The organism is Streptosporangium sp. NPDC049248, assembly GCF_040678965.1.
Lineage (GTDB): Bacteria > Actinomycetota > Actinomycetes > Streptosporangiales > Streptosporangiaceae > Streptosporangium > Streptosporangium fukuiense.
In genome coordinates, this window is the sequence record NZ_JBFAQY010000029.1 from 26,072 (window position 1) to 43,982 (window position 17,911).

Consider the following 17,911-nt stretch of genomic DNA (forward strand, 5'->3'; position numbering starts at 1 on the left):
GTTCCGGCGGTCCTGAGGCTCAAGGGGCGCTCCCACGCCGGGGGCGCCCCTTCTGCTGTCCGCGCCGGGGGCGGGGCCGGGACTTTTGCTGATTTCTGCAAAAGTCGACGGACTGTTAGTTAAAAGCTCTTCACAAATCCAGCCGAAGAGGGTTAGCTTCTGCACATCCCACTCCGGGCGAGGAGGTGCTGTGAGTCGGGTCACCACGGTCGCCGCGTGCGAGACGCGCTCACGTGCGGAACCCGACAGGCTCGTCGAGCCGCACCCGGCGGAGCGGGTGGGGCCTGCGGCGATCACGTCCTCTCGGCCCGACGACGAACCAGTGAGGCCCCATGTCCGAAGCCACCCCCCTGCTGCGCATGCGGGGGATCGTCAAGCAGTTCCCCGGTGTGCGTGCCCTGGACGGCGTCGACCTGGAGGTGCTGCCCGGTGAGGTGCACTGCCTGCTCGGCCAGAACGGCGCCGGGAAGTCCACTCTGATCAAGACCCTGGCGGGCGCTCACCAGCCCGACGAGGGCACCATCACGTTGAACGGCGCGGACGTGCGGCTGTCGAGCCCGATCGCCGCGATCAGGCTCGGCATCTCCACGATCTACCAGGAGCTCGATCTGGTGGACGGGCTGAGTGTGGCGGAGAACGTCTTCCTCGGACACGAGCCGGCCCGGCTGGGGTTCGTCGGACGGGGGAGGGCGGCGCGGGCGACGCGGGAGCTGCTGGCCCGGCTGGGGCACGGTGAGATCCACCCGTCGACGGAGGTGGGACGGCTGTCGCCGGCGGCCAAGCAGGTGGTGAGCATGGCGCGGGCGCTGTCACACGACACCCGGTTGATCATCATGGACGAGCCGTCGGCGGCGCTGGCCCATGACGAGGTGGGCAACCTGTTCCGGATCATCCGGGAGCTGACCGCCCAGGGGGTCGCGGTGGTCTACATCTCGCACCGGCTGGAGGAGATCCGCGAGATCGGGGATCGGGTGACGGTGCTCAAGGACGGTCGCACGGTCGCGGTGGGGCTGCCGGCCAAGCAGACTCCGACCTCGCGGGTGGTGGCGTTGATGACCGGCCGCGAGGTCGAGTACGTCTTCCCGCCGCGCCGCGCGGAACGCGTCGCGGGGGCCGAGGTGCTGCGGGTCGAGAGGCTCACCGTGCCCGGCGTCTTCGCCGACGTGTCGTTCTCGGTGCGGGCGGGGGAGATCGTGGGGCTGGCCGGACTGGTCGGCTCGGGCCGCTCGGAGATCATCGAGGCGGTGTACGGGGCGCGGAGGTTCTCGGGGCAGGTGCTCCTGGAGGGGCGGCCGGTGCGCGGGGGCGGTACGACGGGCACGGTCCGGCTGGGGATGGGGCTGGCCCCGGAGGAGCGCAAGGCGCAGGCCCTGCTGCTGGACCAGAGCGTGTCGCGCAACATCAGCCTGGCCAGCCTGGGCCGCTACTCGCGGCTGGGATGGATGGACCGCCGCCGCGAGGCCGCGGACGCGCGGGAGATGGTGCGGGCCCTGGACATCCGGCCGGCCGATCCCGAGCGGCCGGTCAAGACGCTTTCCGGTGGCAACCAGCAGAAGGCGGTGCTGGCGCGGTGGCTGCTCAACGACCGCAAGCTGCTGCTGCTGGACGAGCCTACCCGGGGGGTGGACGTGGGGGCTCGGGCGGAGCTGTACGCGCTGGTGCGGCGGCTGGCCGATGAGGGGATCGGGGTGTTGCTGGTCTCCAGCGAGGTGCCCGAGGTGCTGGGGCTGGCCGATCGGGTGCTGGTCCTGCGGGAGGGCCGGGTCATCCGCGAGGCCGGCGCCGGTGAGCTGGACGAACACGCCGTCCTCGACATGATCATGGAAGGAAGTGCCCTGTGACATCCCTGTCGACCGGGAGCACCGGGACTGGTGAAAGGAACCGGCAGGTCCTCATGAACGTCATCTCTCGTCGCTTCGAGAACACCCCGGCGGGGCTCCGGTGAAGTCGCCCGCGGACGAGCGCGTCGAGGCGCCGGTCCGTGAACCCGCCGTGGCGAGCCCACTGACCCGTCTCGGGGAGATGCGCCACCTCGGGCTGGTGGTCGCGCTGGTACTGCTGGCGGTGGTGGGCCTGGTCACGGTGCCCGACACCTTCGCGACCACCTCCAACCTGGTGAGCATCCTGTCGCTGGCCGCGACCATCGGAGTGATCACGGTCGGCATGACCTTCGTGATCATCGGTGGGGGCATCGACCTGTCGGTGGGCGCGGTGATGGCGCTGGCGTCGGTGTGGGCGACCACGCTGGCCACCCAGTCCTACGGCCCGCTCGTGATGATCGTGTGCGCGGTGCTGGTCGGTACCGGGGCGGGCCTGGTCAACGGGCTGCTGATCTCCTACGGGCGGATGGTGCCCTTCATCGCGACGCTGGCGATGCTGGTGGCCGCCAGGGGACTGGCCCAGCGGATGTCCGACCGGCGCACCCAGCTGGTGCAGCAGGGCAACGAGATGATCGTGGAGCTGTCGACGACCCGGGTGTTGGGCATCCCGCTGCTGGTCTACATCTTCGCGCTGGTGGTACTGGCCGGATGGGTGGTGCTGAACCGCACCACGTTCGGCCGGCGCACCTACGCGGTGGGCGGCAACCCCGAGGCGGCCAGGCTGGCGGGCATCGACGTGCGCCGCCACACGGTGTTGCTGTACGCGCTGTCGGGGCTGTGCTGCGGGATCGCGGCGGTTCTGATCATGGCCAGGACCACGACGGGTTCCTCCACGCACGGAGATCTGTACGAGCTGGACGCGATCGCGGCGGTCATCATCGGCGGCACGCTGCTGACCGGGGGGCGCGGGTCGATCATCGGATCGATCCTGGGTCTGCTGATCTTCACTGTGATCACGAACCTGTTCATTCTCAACGGGCTCAACACCAGCGACCAGTTGGTGGCCAAGGGCCTGATCATCGTGGTGGCGGTGCTGCTCCAGCGGCGCGCCCTCACCTCACGAACCTGAGCCCGGTCCGGTGGATCTTCCGTATCCCGAGGCCAGGAGGCGTCTCACCACGTTTCCGCAGCCTCGGGAGAGACCGGCCGGCCGGTCCTCGCCGCGGCAGGATCCGCCGGACAGAGCCTGAACCCGCGTCCCGCGGACCGGTCAGGGGTCCGCGGGGCGCGCCACGCCTCCACCTCCCAGTTCCCCCCCAAGAAGGAGCAGGATCATGACAGAGAACGTCGCTCGCAGGGGTTTCCTGCTCGGCGGTGCGGTCATCGGCGCGGGTGCGCTGGTGACCGCGTGCACCGGCAACGAGGTGGCCGCACCGGCCGGCGCGGCGAGCTCGGCGCCGGCGCCGGCGGCCGCGACCGGCGGTAACGACGCGCCCGGCGACAAGGTGGTCATCGGCTTCTCGGCACCCGCGGCCGATCACGGCTGGATCGCCGCGATCGCCAAGAACGCCGAGGCCACGGCCAAGCAGTACGCCGACATCGAGTTCAAGCCGGTCGAGCCGACCAATGACATCAACGCGCAGATCTCCGCGGTGGAGTCGCTGATCGCGGCGAAGGTCGCCGCCCTGGTGATCCTGCCGAACGACGGCCAGCAGCTCAACCAGATCGCCCGCCAGGCCTCGGACGCGGGCATCCCGGTGATCAACCTGGACCGGGTCTTCCCCGACAAGCTGTCGTACCGCACCTGGATCGGCGGCGACAACTACGGCATGGGCGTCGCGGCCGGCCACTACATCGGCAAGAAGCTCAAGGACAAGGGGGTGGCCGACCCGGTGATCCTGGAGATCCAGGGCATCGCGACGCTGCCGCTGACCCAGGACCGCAGCAAGGGGTTCGAGGACGCGCTGAAGACGTACGGGTTCGCGGTGACGGCCAAGCAGGACGCGCAGTTCACCGTGGAGTCGGGGACCAAGGTCGCGGCGAACCTGATGCAGGCGCACAAGAAGATCGACGCGATCTGGAACCACGACGACGACCAGGGCATCGGCGTGCTGGCCGCGATCAAGGAGGCCGGGCGCAGCGAGTTCTTCATGGTCGGTGGCGCCGGGTCGGCCAACGCGATGCGCGACATCAAGGCGGGTACGGGGGTGCTGGAGGCGACGGTGACCTACAGTCCCACGATGGCCTCCTCGGCGATCAAGCTGGCCCGCCTGATCGCCCAGGGCAAGGGGATGAGCGATCTGGTGGAGAACCAGGTACCCCAGTCGATCACCCTGGCCTCGGAGACGATCACCAAGGAGAACGTGGACGCCTACCTGCCGCTGGGATTCGAGTCCTGATGGCTCAGACGGACGAGGCCACGCCCGGATCGACGCCGACACCGGGGCCGGCGCCGGGAACGGCGGGAGGGGAACGCCCGAGGCTGGGCATCGGCATGGTCGGCTACGCGTTCATGGGCCGGGTGCACTCCCAGGCCTGGCGTAGCGCGCCGGCGTTCTTCGACCTGCCGGTCCGGCCGGTGATGGCGGCGCTGTGCGGCCGCTCGGCCGAGGGCACGGCACGGGCGGCCGAGCAGATGGGCTGGGCGGCGGTCGAGACCGACTGGCGCGAGCTGATCGCCCGTGAGGACGTCGACGTGGTCGACATCTGCACCCCCGGTGATTCGCACGCGCGGATCGCGATCGCCGCGCTGGAGGCCGGCAAGCACGTGCTGTGCGAGAAACCGCTGGCCAACACGGTCGCCGAGGCCGAGGCGATGGCGGACGCGGCACGGGCGGCCGCGGCCCGCGGGGTCCACGCGATGGTGGCGTTCAACTACCGGCGGGTGCCCGCGATCGCGCTCGCCGCCCGCTGGGTGGCAGAGGGGAGGCTGGGCGAGATCCGGCACGTGCGGGCGCAGTACCTGCAGGACTGGATCGTCGATCCGGACTTCCCGCTGGTGTGGCGGCTGCGAAGGGAACTCGCCGGGTCCGGGGCGCTGGGCGACATCGGCGCGCACATCATCGACACCGCGCAGTTCATCACCGGTCAGCACCTGACGCAGGTCTCGGCGCTGACCGAGACCTTCATCACCCGGCGCCCGCTGGCCGAGACCTCCGCCGGGCTGTCGGCCGGCGCCGGCGGTGCCGAGACGGGGGAGGTGGACGTCGATGACGCGGCGCTGTTCATCGGCAGGTTCAGCGGTGGCGCGCTGGCCTCGTTCGAGGCCACCCGGTTCGCCACCGGGCGTAAGAACGCGCTGCGCATCGAGATCAACGGCTCGGCCGCCAGCGTGGCGTTCGACTTCGAGGCCATGAACGAGCTCTGGTTTCACGACCACGCCCTGCCCGCCGAGGAGGCGGGGTTCCGCCGGGTGCTGGTCACCGAGCCGGGACACCCGTACGCGGGAGCGTGGTGGCCACCGGGTCACGGCCTTGGCTACGAGCACACCTTCACCCACGAGGTGAAGGACTTCGTACAGGCGATCGCCTCCGGCGCCGCGCCGTCCCCGTCGTTCGACGACGGGTTGCGGGTCCAGCGCGTGCTGGCCGCGGTCGAGCGCAGCGCCGCCGACCAGAGCCGGCTGACAGCGGTACGGCAGACGTGAGCGGGCCGGCGGTGCGCCACACCGTCGGCCAGGAGAGAACAGGTCCATCAACCGTGGAGGACGTATGAGCAGGCCGATCACCTTGTTCACCGGCCAGTGGGCCGATCTGCCCTTCGAGGAGGTCTGCCGGCTGGCCTCGGGCTGGGGATACGACGGGCTGGAGATCGCCTGCTGGGGCGATCACTTCGAGGTCGACAAGGCCTTGTCCGACGACTCCTACGTCGAGCGCAAACTGGAAGTGCTGGCCAGGCACAACCTCAAGGTGTGGACCATCTCCAACCACCTGCTCGGCCAGGCCGTGTGTGACAGTCCCATCGACGAGCGGCACAAGGGCATCCTGCCCGCGCGGATCTGGGGCGACGGTGAACCCGAGGGGGTGCGCCGACGCGCGGCCGAGGAGATGAAGGACACGGCTCGGGCGGCGGCCAGGCTCGGTGTGGACACCGTGGTCGGCTTCACCGGATCGTCCATCTGGCACACCGTGGCGATGTTCCCGCCGGTGCCGTCCGCGATGATCGAGGCCGGCTACGCCGATTTCGCCGCCAGGTGGAACCCGATCCTGGACGTCTTCGACGAGGTCGGGGTGCGTTTCGCCCACGAGGTGCATCCGAGCGAGATCGCCTATGACTACCACAGCACGGTACGGACCCTGGAGGCCGTCGGGCACCGGCCCGCGTTCGGGCTGAACTGGGACCCCTCGCACATGGTGTGGCAGGAGATCGACCCGGTCGGCTTCATCCTGGACTTCGCCGACCGGATCTACCACGTCGACTGCAAGGACGCCAAGGTCCGCACCGGTGACGGCCGCCGCGGCCGGTTGGCCTCGCACCTGCCCTGGGGCGATCTGCGCCGGGGCTGGGACTTCGTCTCCACCGGCCGGGGCGACGTGCCGTGGGAGGACTGTTTCCGCGCGCTGAACGCGATCGGTTACACCGGGCCGATCTCCATCGAGTGGGAGGACGCGGGCATGGACCGCCTGGACGGCGCCCCCGACGCGCTGGCCGTGATCCGCGGGTTCAACGCCATCACCCCGCCCTCGGCCGCCTTCGACGCGGCCTTCTCCTCCGACTGAGACACGCGGGGCCGATGTGCCGGAGGCATGCCGGTGACCCGGCCGGGTCACCGGTCCGCCCTGCTCAGGTGGGCGGCCCGGTGGCCCGGTGCGCGGGTTCGGCGCTCAGTCCATGACGACGATCTGGCGCAGCACCTCGCCGCCCCTGAGCGCCGCCACGGCGTCGTTGAGGTCGGCCAGCTTGATGCGGGAGCTGATCATGCTCTCCAGGTCGAGCTTGCCGGCCTTGTAGAGTCCCGCGAAGAACGGGAAGTCGCGCCGGACGTCCGAGCCGCCGTACAGCGAGCTGAGGATGTTCTTGCCCTCGAACAGCAGGCTGAAGGCGCTCAGCGGGACGTTGTCGTCCATCGCGCCCGCGCCCACCACGATCATGTCGCCACCCCGGCGGGTCGCCTGCCAGGCCGTCATGATGGCGGCGGACTTGCCGACGGCCTCGAAGCCGTAGTCGAACCCGGCACCGCCGGTGAGCGTGCCGAGCGCGTCCATCAGCTGGTCGGGGGTGATGGCGTGGGTCGCGCCGACCTTCTTGGCGAGGGCGTGCTTGGACTCCAGCGGGTCGATCGCCAGGATCGTGGTGGCGCCGGAGATGCGGGCACCCTGGATCACCGAGAGGCCGATGCCGCCGGCGCCGACCACGGCGACCGTCGAGCCGGCCTTCACCTTGGCCGTGTTGAGCGCCGCGCCGACGCCGGTGGTGATCCCGCAGCCGATCAGGGCCGCCGCCTCGAAGGGCACCTCGGGGTCGACCTTGATCGCGCCCTGCCAGGGCACGACGATCTCCTCGGACCAGGTGCCGCACCCGGCCATGCCGAACGCCGGGGTGTCGCCGCCGTAGCGGAAGCGGGCGTTGACGAAGCTGTCCATCACGTAGGTCATGCACAGGAACGGCTGGTGCACCAGACAGTTCGCGCAGGTGCCGCAGGCCGGGGTCCAGTTGATGATGACGTGGTCGCCTGGCTGCACCGTGGTCACGTGGTCGCCGACCTCGACGACCTCTCCGGCGCCCTCGTGGCCGGGGATGACCGGCAGTGGCATGGGCAGCACGCCGCTGATCACCGACAGGTCGGAGTGGCAGACGCCGGTGGCCCTGACCTTGACGCGGACGTCCGTCGGGCCCATCGGGGCGAGGGTGAAGTCATCGCGGATGTCGAGCTTGTCGTCGCCGACGGCATGCAGAAGCGCACCACGCATGGGGGACCTCCTAGTTCTCCTCAACGGAGAGTGCGGCTTTGGGACAGGACCGCACGGCGTGCCGGACGCGGTCCATCATCTCCGGCGGCGGCTCAGGCAGCAGCAGGTGCAGCTGGTCGTCGTCGTCGAGTTCGAAGACCTCCGGGGCGAGTCCCATGCAGATCGCATTGGCCTCGCAGACCAGATAGTCGACTTTGATTTTCATGCGGGCCTCCTAGCCGGGAATGGCGAGCTTACGGTGATCCCAAGAGATCACACGAGTGGGCTCGACCACAAAGGCGACCCTTTTGCGGCCGGTGTAGGCCACGTATTCGGTGAGCGACTCCTCCGCGTCGGGCATCCCGGCCATCCGTCTGGCCACGTTCATGCCGACGTCGAGGATGCCCTCGGGGTCGTCGATCCTCCGAGCCTCCCCGTACACCAGTACGCCGCGCAGGTCGGAGTATTCCTCCCCGGCCTCGATCAGGCAGCTCACCCTGGCGTCGCGCTGGATGTTGAGTGTCTTCTGGGCCTTGCCGTAGGTCCAGAAGGAGATCTTGCCCTCGGTCAACCCGTAGAACATGGTCACCATGTGTGGGGTGCCGTCCGGATTGATGGTGCCGAGCTGCAGCTTCCGCGACTCACCGACGAAAGCCGTCACCTCGTCGTCGGACATCACGATGCGGGCGCGCTGGTTCACGGTGCAAAGTAGAACACGTTCCACAAGGTCGGGCAAGGGCCAATCGGAATGTTGTTCGGTATGGGTAGTCTGCTGGGATGAGCAACGCCACCATGCCCGCCGACCTGCTGTACGCCGCCCAGCACGCCAAGGGCTTCATGCCGCACGAGGAGGGATTCGCGCTGTTCGAGACCGCCGTCGAGTACGGCCCGCGCGGCCCGATCTGCGAGATCGGCAGCTACTGCGGGAAGTCGGCGGTCTACCTCGGCGCGGGGGCCCGGCAGGCCGGGTCCGTGGTCTTCACGGTGGACCACCACCGGGGCTCCGAGGAGATCCAGCCCGGGTGGGCTCACCACGACCCCACCTTGATGGACCCCCGCTTCGGCAAGATGGACTCGCTGCCCACCTTCCGCACCACCATCGCCTCCGCGGGTCTGGAGGAGGAGGTCATCGCGATCGTCGGCAGGTCCGAGCGCGTCGCCGGGCTGTGGAACACCCCGCTGGCGATGCTCTTCATCGACGGCGGCCACTCCGAGCTCCCGGTGACCAAGGACTACGAGGGGTGGGCGCCGCACGTCATGCAGGGCGGCGCCCTGGTCTTCCACGACGTCTACCCGGACCCGGCCACGGGCGGGCAGGCGCCGTACCGCGTCTACCAGCGGGCGCTTGCCTCCGGCGCGTTCAGGGAGGTCCGGCAGGAGGGTTCGCTGCGGGTGCTCGAACGGATCGGCCCCGGCATCGGCTGACCTCCCCGTGCGGGGCGCCCGGTGCCGGGCGGGCGGCGGAGCCGTTTCAGCTCCCGGCCCGCGCAGACGATCACAGGGGCGAGGAACAGCCCGAAGACGACGTGGAACTGGACAAGCAGCCCGTAGACCGCCGCCGTGGCCAGGCCGAACCCGACCTGGTCGCGCGCCCTGACCGGGGACGTGCCCGGATCGGTGATCACGTAGCCGGTGTAGAGGGCGAAGACGGTCCCGGTCATCGGCAGCAGGGCGCCGACCGCCGACACGTCGCCCAGGCCGCCCCTGAGACACGCCTGTAGGGCGAACCCGCCCGCCCAGCCCAGGACCAGCGGCAGCCTGCCGGCGGGTCCGGCGTTCGCCAGCACGCCCCCTGCCAGTACGGCCAGCGGCACGATCAGGTCGAGAGGACCCGAGACCCACGCGGTGAACTGGTAGGCGGGGGCGAGGCCGACCCACGGGAACAGCAGCAGCACGGCGACGATCCCGAAGGCCACCGGATTCAGGAACGCGACGCCGGGCGCGTCCCCGCCGGTGCGCCTCGCCGGTCTCGTCGTTCCCGCCCCATCGGCCGTGCGCGCCGGCTCCGGCGCCCGCACGCGGAAGAGGTACGTGCTGCCGACGCCGATCAGGACGGCGAGCACGATCGGCATCAGACGCCCGTTGCCGTACAGCAGCATCGCGCAGAGCAGGCCGCGGATGTAGGAGGGCAGGAAGAAGTCGGCGACCCGGTCGCGGGGCACCCCGAGATAGCGGGCCGGGCGCCGCCACGCCCACGCCTCCACGGTCTCCAGCGCGAACTCGGTGGCCACGCCGGTGAGCGCGCCGACCACCGGCGCCAGGCAGGACTGCTCGAAGCCGAGCACGGTGTGCCCGAGCACGGTGAGCAGGGTGAGGGACCACGCCGACCGGCGGAGCGCCCTGCCTAGGCTCGGACCGGAGACCCGCGGTTTCGCTGTCCGGGGTTTCGCTGTCTCGGGGGGTGGGGCGGCGCTCACGGACGGCGGACCTCCGAGGCCCGGCCGTCGGCCAGCAGGATCCGGTGCCAGCCGGGCTCCACGGACACCGACGCGGTACGGGCGCCGCCGCAGGCGTCCCTCCAGGAGATCTCGACGGGGACGGGGGAGTCCGGCAGGTGGTCGCCCAGACCGAACAGCAGCTCGGGCGCGGAGAAGCCGTTGTGCCCGTTGGCGGGGTAGAGCTGCCTGCTGCGCATGCCCCCGCCGGGCAGGCGCACCGTGGCGACGGCCCCGATGGCGGGCCGGGTCGGCCCGGGGCGTGTCCACTCCAGGCGTGCCGCTCGGGACCGCTCCGGTCCGGAGCGTGGCGCGGCGGATGGGCGGCAGGGGCCCGCCGGCAGACGGAGCCGCAGGCCCACGAACGGTGCCGTCGGGCCGTGGTTGCCGTAGAGCACCGACTCCGACCACTGGTTGGCGACCGCGAAGTCCAGTCGCCCGTCGTCGTCGACGTCGCCCACCGCGAAGGCCCGGCTGACCGTGCCGTCGCTGTCGCCGCCGACCCCGGCCCGCCGGGCCACGTCCGCGTAGCGGCCGTCCTGACCCCTGGTGAAGAAGGTGTTGGTGTCGCGGCCCGACAGGTCGTCTCCGGCCCGGATGCTCGGCCAGAGCGCGGGACGGGAGAGGAACAGGTCGTTCGCCGACGCGGCCTCCTGCAGTTGCGCCCACCGGTCGACCTCACCCCTGACGAACCCGGTCGCGTGCATGATCTCGTCGTCGCCGTCGTTGTCGAAGTCGGCGGCCTTGACGTCCCAGGACCAGCCACTGCGGCTCAGCCCCAGTTCCTCACCGAGGTCTTCGTAGGGCGCGTGACCGCCGTGCAGGTCGCCGGGCCGGGACACGAAGGCGAAGTTGCCCTGGTGCAGCGCGTGGTCCTCGGTGAGGTTGCTCACCAGGATGTCCGGCCTGCCGTCGGCGTTGAGGTCGGTGAAGCCGACGCCCATCCCCTTGAACGAGTCGCGGCCGACGACCCTGGAGGCGGGAGTCGTCAGGTGCCTGGTGCCTCTGGCCTCGGTGAACCGGATCCGGCCGGGCACCGACTCGTTGACCAGCAGCCGGTCGGGGCCGAAGTCGCAGGCCAGGTACAGCTCGGGCCGCCCGTCGCCGTCCAGGTCCTGGGTGCCCAGCGCCAGCGTCCAGCCTCCGTTCCCGACCTCGTCGAACACCCCCTCGGCCTCGGTGAACCGTGCCGGTCCGCTCGCCAGGTAGAGCCGGGCGCCGCCGCCGTTGGCGGCGGCGGACAGCGAGTCGGGCATCACCGCGCTGCCGGGGTCAGCGTCGTTGGGGTCACCGTCTTTGGAGGCACCGTCTTTGGAGGCACCGTCGGTGGAGGCGCCGTCGCCGAGCACCCGGACGCCGTCGGGGAAGTAGTCGCCGAAGACCAGGTCGAGGCGGCCGTCCCCGTCGAAGTCACCGGTCGTGGCGGCGCTGGTGTTCCAGATCTCCGGCTCGGTGGTCAGCGCGCGGTGGCGGAAGGCGGTTCCGGAAGGGGGTACCCCGGGCACGCGCAGGAAGAGCGAGGGGGAGCGGCCCCAGTAGTAGACGACCAGATCCTGCCAGCCGTCCTGGTCGAGGTCGGCGGGCAGGCACCCGGTCGGCGCCTCGTACCGCCTGCGATCCGGGGGGACCAGCGTGAACGGCCGGTAACCCCGGGGCGTCCCCGGTGCCCGCCTGACGGTCACCGTGTCATGGCGGGGATCGACCAGGCACAGGTCGTCGGCGACGACCTCGTTGTCCACGTCGAACAGCGCCACCCCGGCGCCCAGCGACGACACCCAGCCCTGGAGACCGGCGTATCCCGCCGCGACCGGCCGCAGGGTACGGTCACCGGGTCCCGGGGGCGGCCCGAGCGGCCTCGCGTGGAAGGAGAAGTCGGCCGACGTCTCCGCGACCGAGGTGTCCGGCAGGCCGGTCAGCCGCCACCCGGCGGCGGCGGCGATCAGGGCGAGGGCTCCCGCCGCGTACCTGCGAACCCCTGACATCGCTCTCACCGCCCCTTCGAGCCGCAGGTGACGATCCCGGCCGCGACCGGTCCGGCATCGTCCGCGTCCCCTCTTCGAGTCGCGGTCAAGAATCGCGGTCGCGCCGTGCCCAGGCCTTCCGGATTCCCGCCCGCCAGGCCTGGTAGTGGTCGCCGCTGTGCGCGTTGTGGCCCAGCGCGACGAGCGCGGTGTCGGTCCAGGCCGCCGCCTCGTCCACTTCGGCACCGCACAGCACGGGGGCGGCGGCGACGGTGTGTTCGGGGACCACGGCCGAGATCAGCCGGGAGGCGCAGGCGAAGGCGCACCCCTGGGCGAGGTGGGCGCGGAAACCGTCCTCGGCCGCGGCGGAGGCCAGCCGCCCCAGGTCCGCGGCGCTCGCACCCCCGGTGTACGTGGCGGCCAGGCCCACGCCGCTCCACAGGTCGGCGCGGCGCCCCGCGGGAAACTCGGCGATGCGCAGCACGACGTCAGCCGTCCCCGCGCACTCGTGGAACCAGAGCATCCGCCCCAGTCCCTGATCGAAGATCGCTCTCCGGGTCCGGTCCATGAGCCCGGCCGTCCGCTGGCGTCCCACCGTGCGGTCCGCGGAGAAGAAACCCTGGTGGAAGCCGAAGCCGTCGTGGGCCAGCCAGCGCAGCAGCGGGTGCACCGAGCGGACGCCCCACATCGGCCGTAGCCGCATCCGGGCGTACGCCCGGCCGGTGCCCATGTGGATGAGGTGCGGGTAGCGCATCCCCGGCCCGCTCAGCAGCTCCCGCAGGCGGCGCCCGCCGGTGAGGGTGAGCACGTCGAGGGTGGCGCAGGCCATGCCCGCGCCCTCGTACCCGAAACCGCGCAGGTCCTCGCGGAGGTCGTCGATCCGCTCGGCCTCACCGGCGACCACCGCGTTGAACCCGGTCGTGAACGACCGCTCCGCGCCCTCCAGCCGCTCGCGCGCCGGCCCCAGCCGGAACCGCCGTACCCCGAACCCCACCCGGGCGGGGTTCTGCCACAGCAGCCGGGTCACGCCGTTCGGCCTGGGCGGCGCCGACGTCCCCGGAGCCGGCGCCCTCGGCTCGGAAAGGTCGGGCCCCGGAGGGCCGGGCTCGGAGAAGTCCGGCCGGGGAGAGGGGACCGGGGATTCCTGCGGGCCCGGATGCTCGGCGGGGTCCGGAGGGCCGGCCGAGCCCGTGGGCTCGGGTCGCCGCGGGGGTGCCGGGTCAGGGGTGCCCTCCGGGACGGCCTCCGCGCCGGCCGTCTCGGTGTCATCGCTCTGAGCTACCGTCCGAGTGCCCTCCGCATTACTCACGGACCCGAACGTAGTGAGCCGCATTCAGCCCTTCAAGCACCACGTTTCTGATTCCGTGCAAAGAAAACGCCGACGGCACGGCCGAGAGCCGGGGGTTCAGCTCCGGGAGCGGGCGTGGCTGCAGCCGCAGGCGGCGGTGGGGCGGTCGGTCAGGTACTTGCCCGCGTCGCGGAAGATGCCCGCGGCGGGGGTGTGCCCGGCCAGCGCGTCGGCGGCGAGTACGACCGCGGCCGCGGTGTAGGCGGAGCGCTCGTGGGGGAACCACTTCTCGTTCGCGAACTGCCAGCCGGTCCAGTACGAGCCGTCCTCGTGCCGCAGGTGCTGCATGTCCGAGAAGAGCTTCCGCGCCCGGTTCCGGTCGCCCAGCGCGTCGAGGGTGAGCACCAGCTCGCACGTCTCGGCACCGGTCACCCACGGCTGGTCGGAGACGCAGCGGATGCCGAGGTCCGGCTCCACGAACGTGTCCCACTCCTCGGCCAGCCGGGCCCGCGCGGCCGGGCCGCGCACCGCGCCGCCCAGGATCGGGTAGTACCAGTCCATCGAGAAGCGGCTCTTGTCGGCGAACGCCTCGGGGTGGGCGACCAGCACGTGGCCGAGCTGGTCGGCGGCCAGCTCCCAGTCGGGCTGCGGGTCGCCCAGGTGCTCGCCGAGCAGTACGCCGCAGCGCAGGCCCTGGTGGATGGAGGCGCAGCCGGTCAGCAGCGCGTACTCGGCGGGCCTGCCGTCGGCCGCGCGCTCCCAGGCGATCTCGCCCCGAGTGGTCTGCAGACCGACCACGAAGTCCAGCGCCGCCCGGACCACCGGCCACATCCGCCGGGTGAAGTCCTCGTCGGAGGTCACCAGCAGCTCGTGCCAGACGCCGACCGCGATGTAGGCGGCGTGGTTGGACTCCCCGCCCTGCTCGACGGCCTCGCCCCCGACCAGCTTCATCGGCCAGGAACCGTCGGAGCGCTGGGTGCGGACCAGCCAGTCGTATCCCCGGCGGGCCGGGCCGGTCAGCCCCGCCACACTCATCGCCATCAGGCACTCGACATGGTTCCAGGCGTCCACGTGCCCCTCGGGCCAGGGAATGCCGCCGTCGGGCTCCTGCACCGCCGCGATGCTCTGGGCGGTCTGCACGACCTGTTCCCAGGAGATCATGCGGGCTTCCGGACGTAGAGCACCACGCTCTTGCCGATGAGCGGGTTGAGTACGGCCTCGGCGATCCTGGTGGCGGCGGGACGTTTCATGATGTCCCAGACCAGCAGCTCGTGGTAGGCCTTGGCCAGCGGGTGGTCGTCGTTGTCGACGCCGACCGCGCACTTGATCCACCAGTACGGCGCGTGCAGGCCGTGGGCGTGGTGGTGCGGGCCGATGGTGAAGCCGGTCGACTTGAGCTTCGCGCTCAGCTCGGCCAGCGTGTAGATGCGGACGTGCCCGCCGGGAGCGGTGTGGTACGCCTCGTCGAGTGCCCAGCAGATCCGTTCCGGCAGGAAGCTCGGCACCGTGATGGCCGCCTGGCCACCCGGCTTGAGGACCCGGAAGATCTCCCGCATCGCGGCCATGTCGTCGGGGATGTGCTCCAGCACCTCGGCCGCGATCACCCGGTCGAAGGCGCCGTCCTCGAACGGCATGTCGAGCGCGTCGCCCGTCACGGTGTCCGCCGTCGCCCCGGGTGGCACCTCACCGGCCTTGTCCATCGCGGCGAACATGTTCGCCACGCCTTCCAGCTCCCCCGCGTCCATGTCGAAGGCCACCACGTCGGCACCGCGCCGCAATACCTCGAACGCGTGGCGTCCGCCGCCACACCCCAGGTCCAGCACCCGGGTTCCCGGACCCACGGGCAACCGGTCGAAGTCGACAGTCAGCACTGGCCGCTCCTTGTGAGAGGTGATCGTTTCAGGGTGTCGGTCACTTCGCGCGGTGGGCCTGGATGGCCTCGTGGTAGGCCTCCACGGTCCGCCTGGCGACGACGTTCCAGGTGAAGCGCTCCATGACCCGGTCGTAGCCCTTCTTGCCCACCGCGGCCCGCTCCTCGGGAGAGTCGTGCAGGCGGCGCAGCACCGCGGCCAGCTCCTCGGGGTCGCCGGGGGCCACCTGTACGGCGGCGTCGCCGACGACCTCGGGCAGCGCCCCGGTGCGGCTGGCGACCAGCGGGGTGCCGCAGGCCATGTGCTCGACGGCGGGCAGCGAGAAGCCCTCGTACAGGGAGGGGACGACCGAGATCTCCGAGGTGGCGATCAGCTCGCCCAGCTCGGTGTCGGAGATGCCGTGCACGAACCTGACCCGGTCCCGCAGCGCCAGCTCGCCGACGAGCTTCTCGGTCGGGCCGCCGGGAGTGGGCTTGCTGACCACCGTCAGGTGGACGTCGCGCTCGGTGGCGAGCTTCGCCACGGCCCGCAGCAGCGTCGCGACCCCCTTCATCGGGGAGTCGGCGCTGGCCACCGCGACGATGGAGCCGGGCCGCTTGGGAAGCTCCGGGCGCGGGTGGAAGTAGCGGGTGTCGACGCCCAGCGGGATGAGCCGCATGTTCTTCTGGGGCACGTTGAAGTCGCGGTGGATGTCGGCGAGGGAGGACTCGCTGACGGTCAGGATCGGGCTGAGCCGCGGCGCGACCTTGGCCTGCATGCGCACGAAGCCGTACCAGCGTCGCATGGAGAGCTTCTTGCGCAGCGGAGCCGCCTTCAGCTCGATGCGCCGGTCCACGCTGATCGGGTGGTGGATGGTCCCGACCACGGGGAACAGCTTCTGGATGCCGAGCAGTCCGTAGCCGAGGGTCTGGTTGTCCTGCACCACGTCGAAGTCGCCGACGCGCTTCTTCAGCTCGCGGTGCGCCCGCAGGGTGAAGGTCAGCGGCTCGGGAAACCCGGCGGTCCACATGGTGCCGACCTCGAGCAGGTCGATCCAGTCGCGGTACTCGCGGAGCCCGGGAGTACGGAAGGGGTCCTCGTCGCGGTACAGGTCCAGGCTGGGGACCTTGGTGAGGATGACGCCCTCGTCGAGCTCCGGGTAGGGCTGGCCGGAGAGGACCTCCACGCTGTGCCCGAGGGCGACCAGCTCGCGGCTGAGGTGACGCAGGTAGACGCCCTGCCCACCGCAGGTCGGCTTGCTGCGATACGACAGCAGTGCCACCCGCAGTGATTCAGCACCCGGCACGGCAACCCCTTTCTCACCCTGCCCGAAAGGGGACAGGTACCGTGAAAGATGACCTTAGTCCTCGGACACTACCATTCGGTAGCTCTGTTGTACCTGATGTGGAATTGTTCCTAGGGTGTGCTTCACCGGGCGCGAGCTGGGAGGTTAACCTGACCGAACAGGATTCGGTGGAACGCGTTCTAGGTGCGCCGTGGGGGAGATAGTGCCCACACGGGGGTGGGACGGTACATTCGCCAATCAAACGGCATAAGACCAGGCATAGGTCCCGCCCCCGCAAGCGAGGAGGACGCGTTGGCCAGGCGCGCGCTGATCACAGGTATCACCGGGCAGGACGGTTCCTATCTGGCCGAGTGCCTGCTCAGTCAGGGCTACGAGGTCTTCGGCCTGGCCCGAGGGCAGGCCAACCCGCGCGTCTCACGGCTCCGCAAGCTCCTGCAGGACGTTCAGCTCGTCCGGGGTGACCTGCTCGACCAGGGTTCGTTGATCTCCGCGGTCGAGAAGGTCCAGCCCGACGAGGTCTACAACCTGGGCGCCATCTCGTTCGTCCCCATGTCGTGGGAGCAGGCCGAGCTCACCGGCGAGGTGACCGGCATGGGCGTGCTGCGCATGCTGGAGGCCATCCGGGTCTGCTCCGGGATCTCCTCCTCGCGTACGGCCGCCGGATCCGGGCAGATCCGGTTCTACCAGGCGTCGTCCTCGGAGATGTTCGGCCAGGTTCGCGAGACCCCGCAGACCGAGATCACCCCCTTCCACCCCCGCTCGCCGTACGGCGTGGCCAAGGCGTACGGGCACTTCCTGACGCAGAACTACCGCGAGTCTTACGGCATGTACGCGGTGTCGGGGATCCTGTTCAACCACGAGTCCCCGCGCAGGGGCGCCGAGTTCGTCACCAGGAAGGTGAGCCTCGGCGTGGCCAGGATCAAGCTCGGCCTCGCCTCGGAGCTGCGCCTGGGCAACATGGAGGCGCGTCGCGACTGGGGGTTCGCCGGGGACTACGTCCGCGCGATGCACCTGATGCTCCAGACGGACACGCCCGAGGACTACGTGATCGGCACCGGCCGCACCCAAACCGTCCGCGACCTGACCGAGGCCGCCTTCGCCGCCGCCGGGCTCGACTGGGAGCGGTACGTCGTCACCGACCAGACCCTGCACCGCCCCGCCGAGGTCGACCTGCTCTGCGCGGACCCGAAGAAGGCCCGCGTCCAGCTCGGCTGGGAGCCCTCGGTCACCTTCGAGGAACTGGTGGCGATGATGGTCGAATCGGACGTCAAGCTGCTCTCCGACGGCGGCGACCCCGACCAGGACTCCTCCTGGCCCTGATCTCCGGAGCCGTAGGGCTTCTGCTGCGGCAGGGGGCCGCCTA

16 protein-coding genes are annotated in these 17,911 nt (G+C 70.8%); 7 read left to right on the top strand and 9 right to left on the bottom strand.

The features are described from left to right. The first annotated feature begins 332 nt into the window (after positions 1–332). The 5 genes from AB0K21_RS35880 to AB0K21_RS35900 all read left to right on the top strand — a co-directional run bounded on the left by AB0K21_RS35880 (position 333) and on the right by AB0K21_RS35900 (position 6,538). The gene (locus AB0K21_RS35880) at positions 333–1,841 is read left to right on the top strand and encodes a sugar ABC transporter ATP-binding protein (RefSeq protein WP_343973230.1); all 1,509 of its coding nucleotides are present in this window, start codon (positions 333–335) and stop codon (positions 1,839–1,841) included. Between the two features lie 100 nt (positions 1,842–1,941). Then, entirely contained in the window at positions 1,942–2,949 is a 1,008-nt protein-coding gene (locus AB0K21_RS35885; protein WP_343973227.1) for an ABC transporter permease, read from the top strand. A gap of 205 nt (positions 2,950–3,154) precedes the next feature. Continuing rightward, positions 3,155–4,219 carry an ABC transporter substrate-binding protein gene (locus AB0K21_RS35890; protein ID WP_364156243.1) on the top strand — a complete coding sequence of 355 codons (1,065 nt, stop codon included), beginning with the start codon at positions 3,155–3,157 and terminating at the stop codon, positions 4,217–4,219. Further along, the gene (locus AB0K21_RS35895) at positions 4,219–5,466 is read left to right on the top strand and encodes a Gfo/Idh/MocA family oxidoreductase (RefSeq protein ID WP_364156246.1); all 1,248 of its coding nucleotides are present in this window, start codon (positions 4,219–4,221) and stop codon (positions 5,464–5,466) included. The genes AB0K21_RS35890 and AB0K21_RS35895 overlap by 1 nt, the downstream gene beginning before the upstream one ends. Before the next feature lie 64 nt (positions 5,467–5,530). Further along, positions 5,531–6,538, top strand: a complete 1,008-nt coding sequence (locus AB0K21_RS35900) for a sugar phosphate isomerase/epimerase family protein (RefSeq protein WP_343973218.1) — start codon at positions 5,531–5,533, stop codon at positions 6,536–6,538. Positions 6,539–6,643: 105 nt separating this feature from the next. Here AB0K21_RS35900 and AB0K21_RS35905 read toward each other — a convergent pair whose 3' ends face one another. Genes AB0K21_RS35905 through AB0K21_RS35915 form a run of 3 tightly spaced genes read right to left on the bottom strand, consistent with a single transcriptional unit; the run spans position 6,644 to position 8,408 of the window. Further along, on the bottom strand, positions 6,644–7,729 hold the full coding sequence (locus tag AB0K21_RS35905; RefSeq protein WP_343973215.1) for a Zn-dependent alcohol dehydrogenase: 1,086 nt from the start codon (positions 7,727–7,729) through the stop codon (positions 6,644–6,646). A 10-nt stretch (positions 7,730–7,739) separates the two neighbouring features. Next, entirely contained in the window at positions 7,740–7,934 is a 195-nt protein-coding gene (locus AB0K21_RS35910; protein WP_030913934.1) for a ferredoxin, read from the bottom strand. 9 nt (positions 7,935–7,943) lie between these two features. Continuing rightward, a complete protein-coding gene (locus AB0K21_RS35915; RefSeq protein WP_364156251.1) occupies positions 7,944–8,408 on the bottom strand; it encodes a pyridoxamine 5'-phosphate oxidase family protein in 465 nt (154 codons plus the stop codon). A gap of 77 nt (positions 8,409–8,485) precedes the next feature. On the opposite strand from AB0K21_RS35915, the gene AB0K21_RS35920 reads away from it, so the two are divergent. Beyond that, positions 8,486–9,133, top strand: coding sequence for a class I SAM-dependent methyltransferase (locus AB0K21_RS35920; protein WP_343973210.1), 648 nt, complete (start codon positions 8,486–8,488; stop codon positions 9,131–9,133). On the opposite strand, the gene AB0K21_RS35925 is transcribed toward AB0K21_RS35920, so the two are convergent. The 6 genes from AB0K21_RS35925 to AB0K21_RS35950 form a co-directional block, all read right to left on the bottom strand. Next, the gene (locus tag AB0K21_RS35925) at positions 9,040–10,008 is read right to left on the bottom strand and encodes an enediyne biosynthesis protein UnbU (protein ID WP_343973207.1); all 969 of its coding nucleotides are present in this window, start codon (positions 10,006–10,008) and stop codon (positions 9,040–9,042) included. The genes AB0K21_RS35920 and AB0K21_RS35925 overlap by 94 nt on opposite strands. A gap of 113 nt (positions 10,009–10,121) precedes the next feature. After that, entirely contained in the window at positions 10,122–12,125 is a 2,004-nt protein-coding gene (locus AB0K21_RS35930) for a CRTAC1 family protein (RefSeq protein WP_364156256.1), read from the bottom strand. 85 nt (positions 12,126–12,210) lie between these two features. Then, positions 12,211–13,131: a DUF1702 family protein gene (locus AB0K21_RS35935; protein WP_343973201.1), complete on the bottom strand. Its 921-nt coding sequence runs from the start codon at positions 13,129–13,131 to the stop codon at positions 12,211–12,213. A 378-nt stretch (positions 13,132–13,509) separates the two neighbouring features. Next, the gene (locus AB0K21_RS35940; RefSeq protein WP_364156260.1) at positions 13,510–14,553 is read right to left on the bottom strand and encodes a prenyltransferase; all 1,044 of its coding nucleotides are present in this window, start codon (positions 14,551–14,553) and stop codon (positions 13,510–13,512) included. After that, complete coding sequence (locus AB0K21_RS35945) at positions 14,550–15,263, bottom strand: methyltransferase domain-containing protein (RefSeq protein ID WP_343973195.1); 714 nt, start codon at positions 15,261–15,263, stop codon at positions 14,550–14,552. The genes AB0K21_RS35940 and AB0K21_RS35945 overlap by 4 nt, the downstream gene beginning before the upstream one ends. 40 nt (positions 15,264–15,303) lie before the next feature. Beyond that, positions 15,304–16,548: a glycosyltransferase family 4 protein gene (locus tag AB0K21_RS35950; protein ID WP_343973192.1), complete on the bottom strand. Its 1,245-nt coding sequence runs from the start codon at positions 16,546–16,548 to the stop codon at positions 15,304–15,306. A gap of 291 nt (positions 16,549–16,839) precedes the next feature. Here AB0K21_RS35950 and AB0K21_RS35955 point away from each other — a divergent pair, with 291 nt between their 5' ends. Next, positions 16,840–17,868 (top strand): GDP-mannose 4,6-dehydratase, encoded by a 1,029-nt coding sequence (locus tag AB0K21_RS35955; protein ID WP_343973189.1) that lies wholly within the window; start codon positions 16,840–16,842, stop codon positions 17,866–17,868. Positions 17,869–17,911 lie beyond the last annotated feature (43 nt).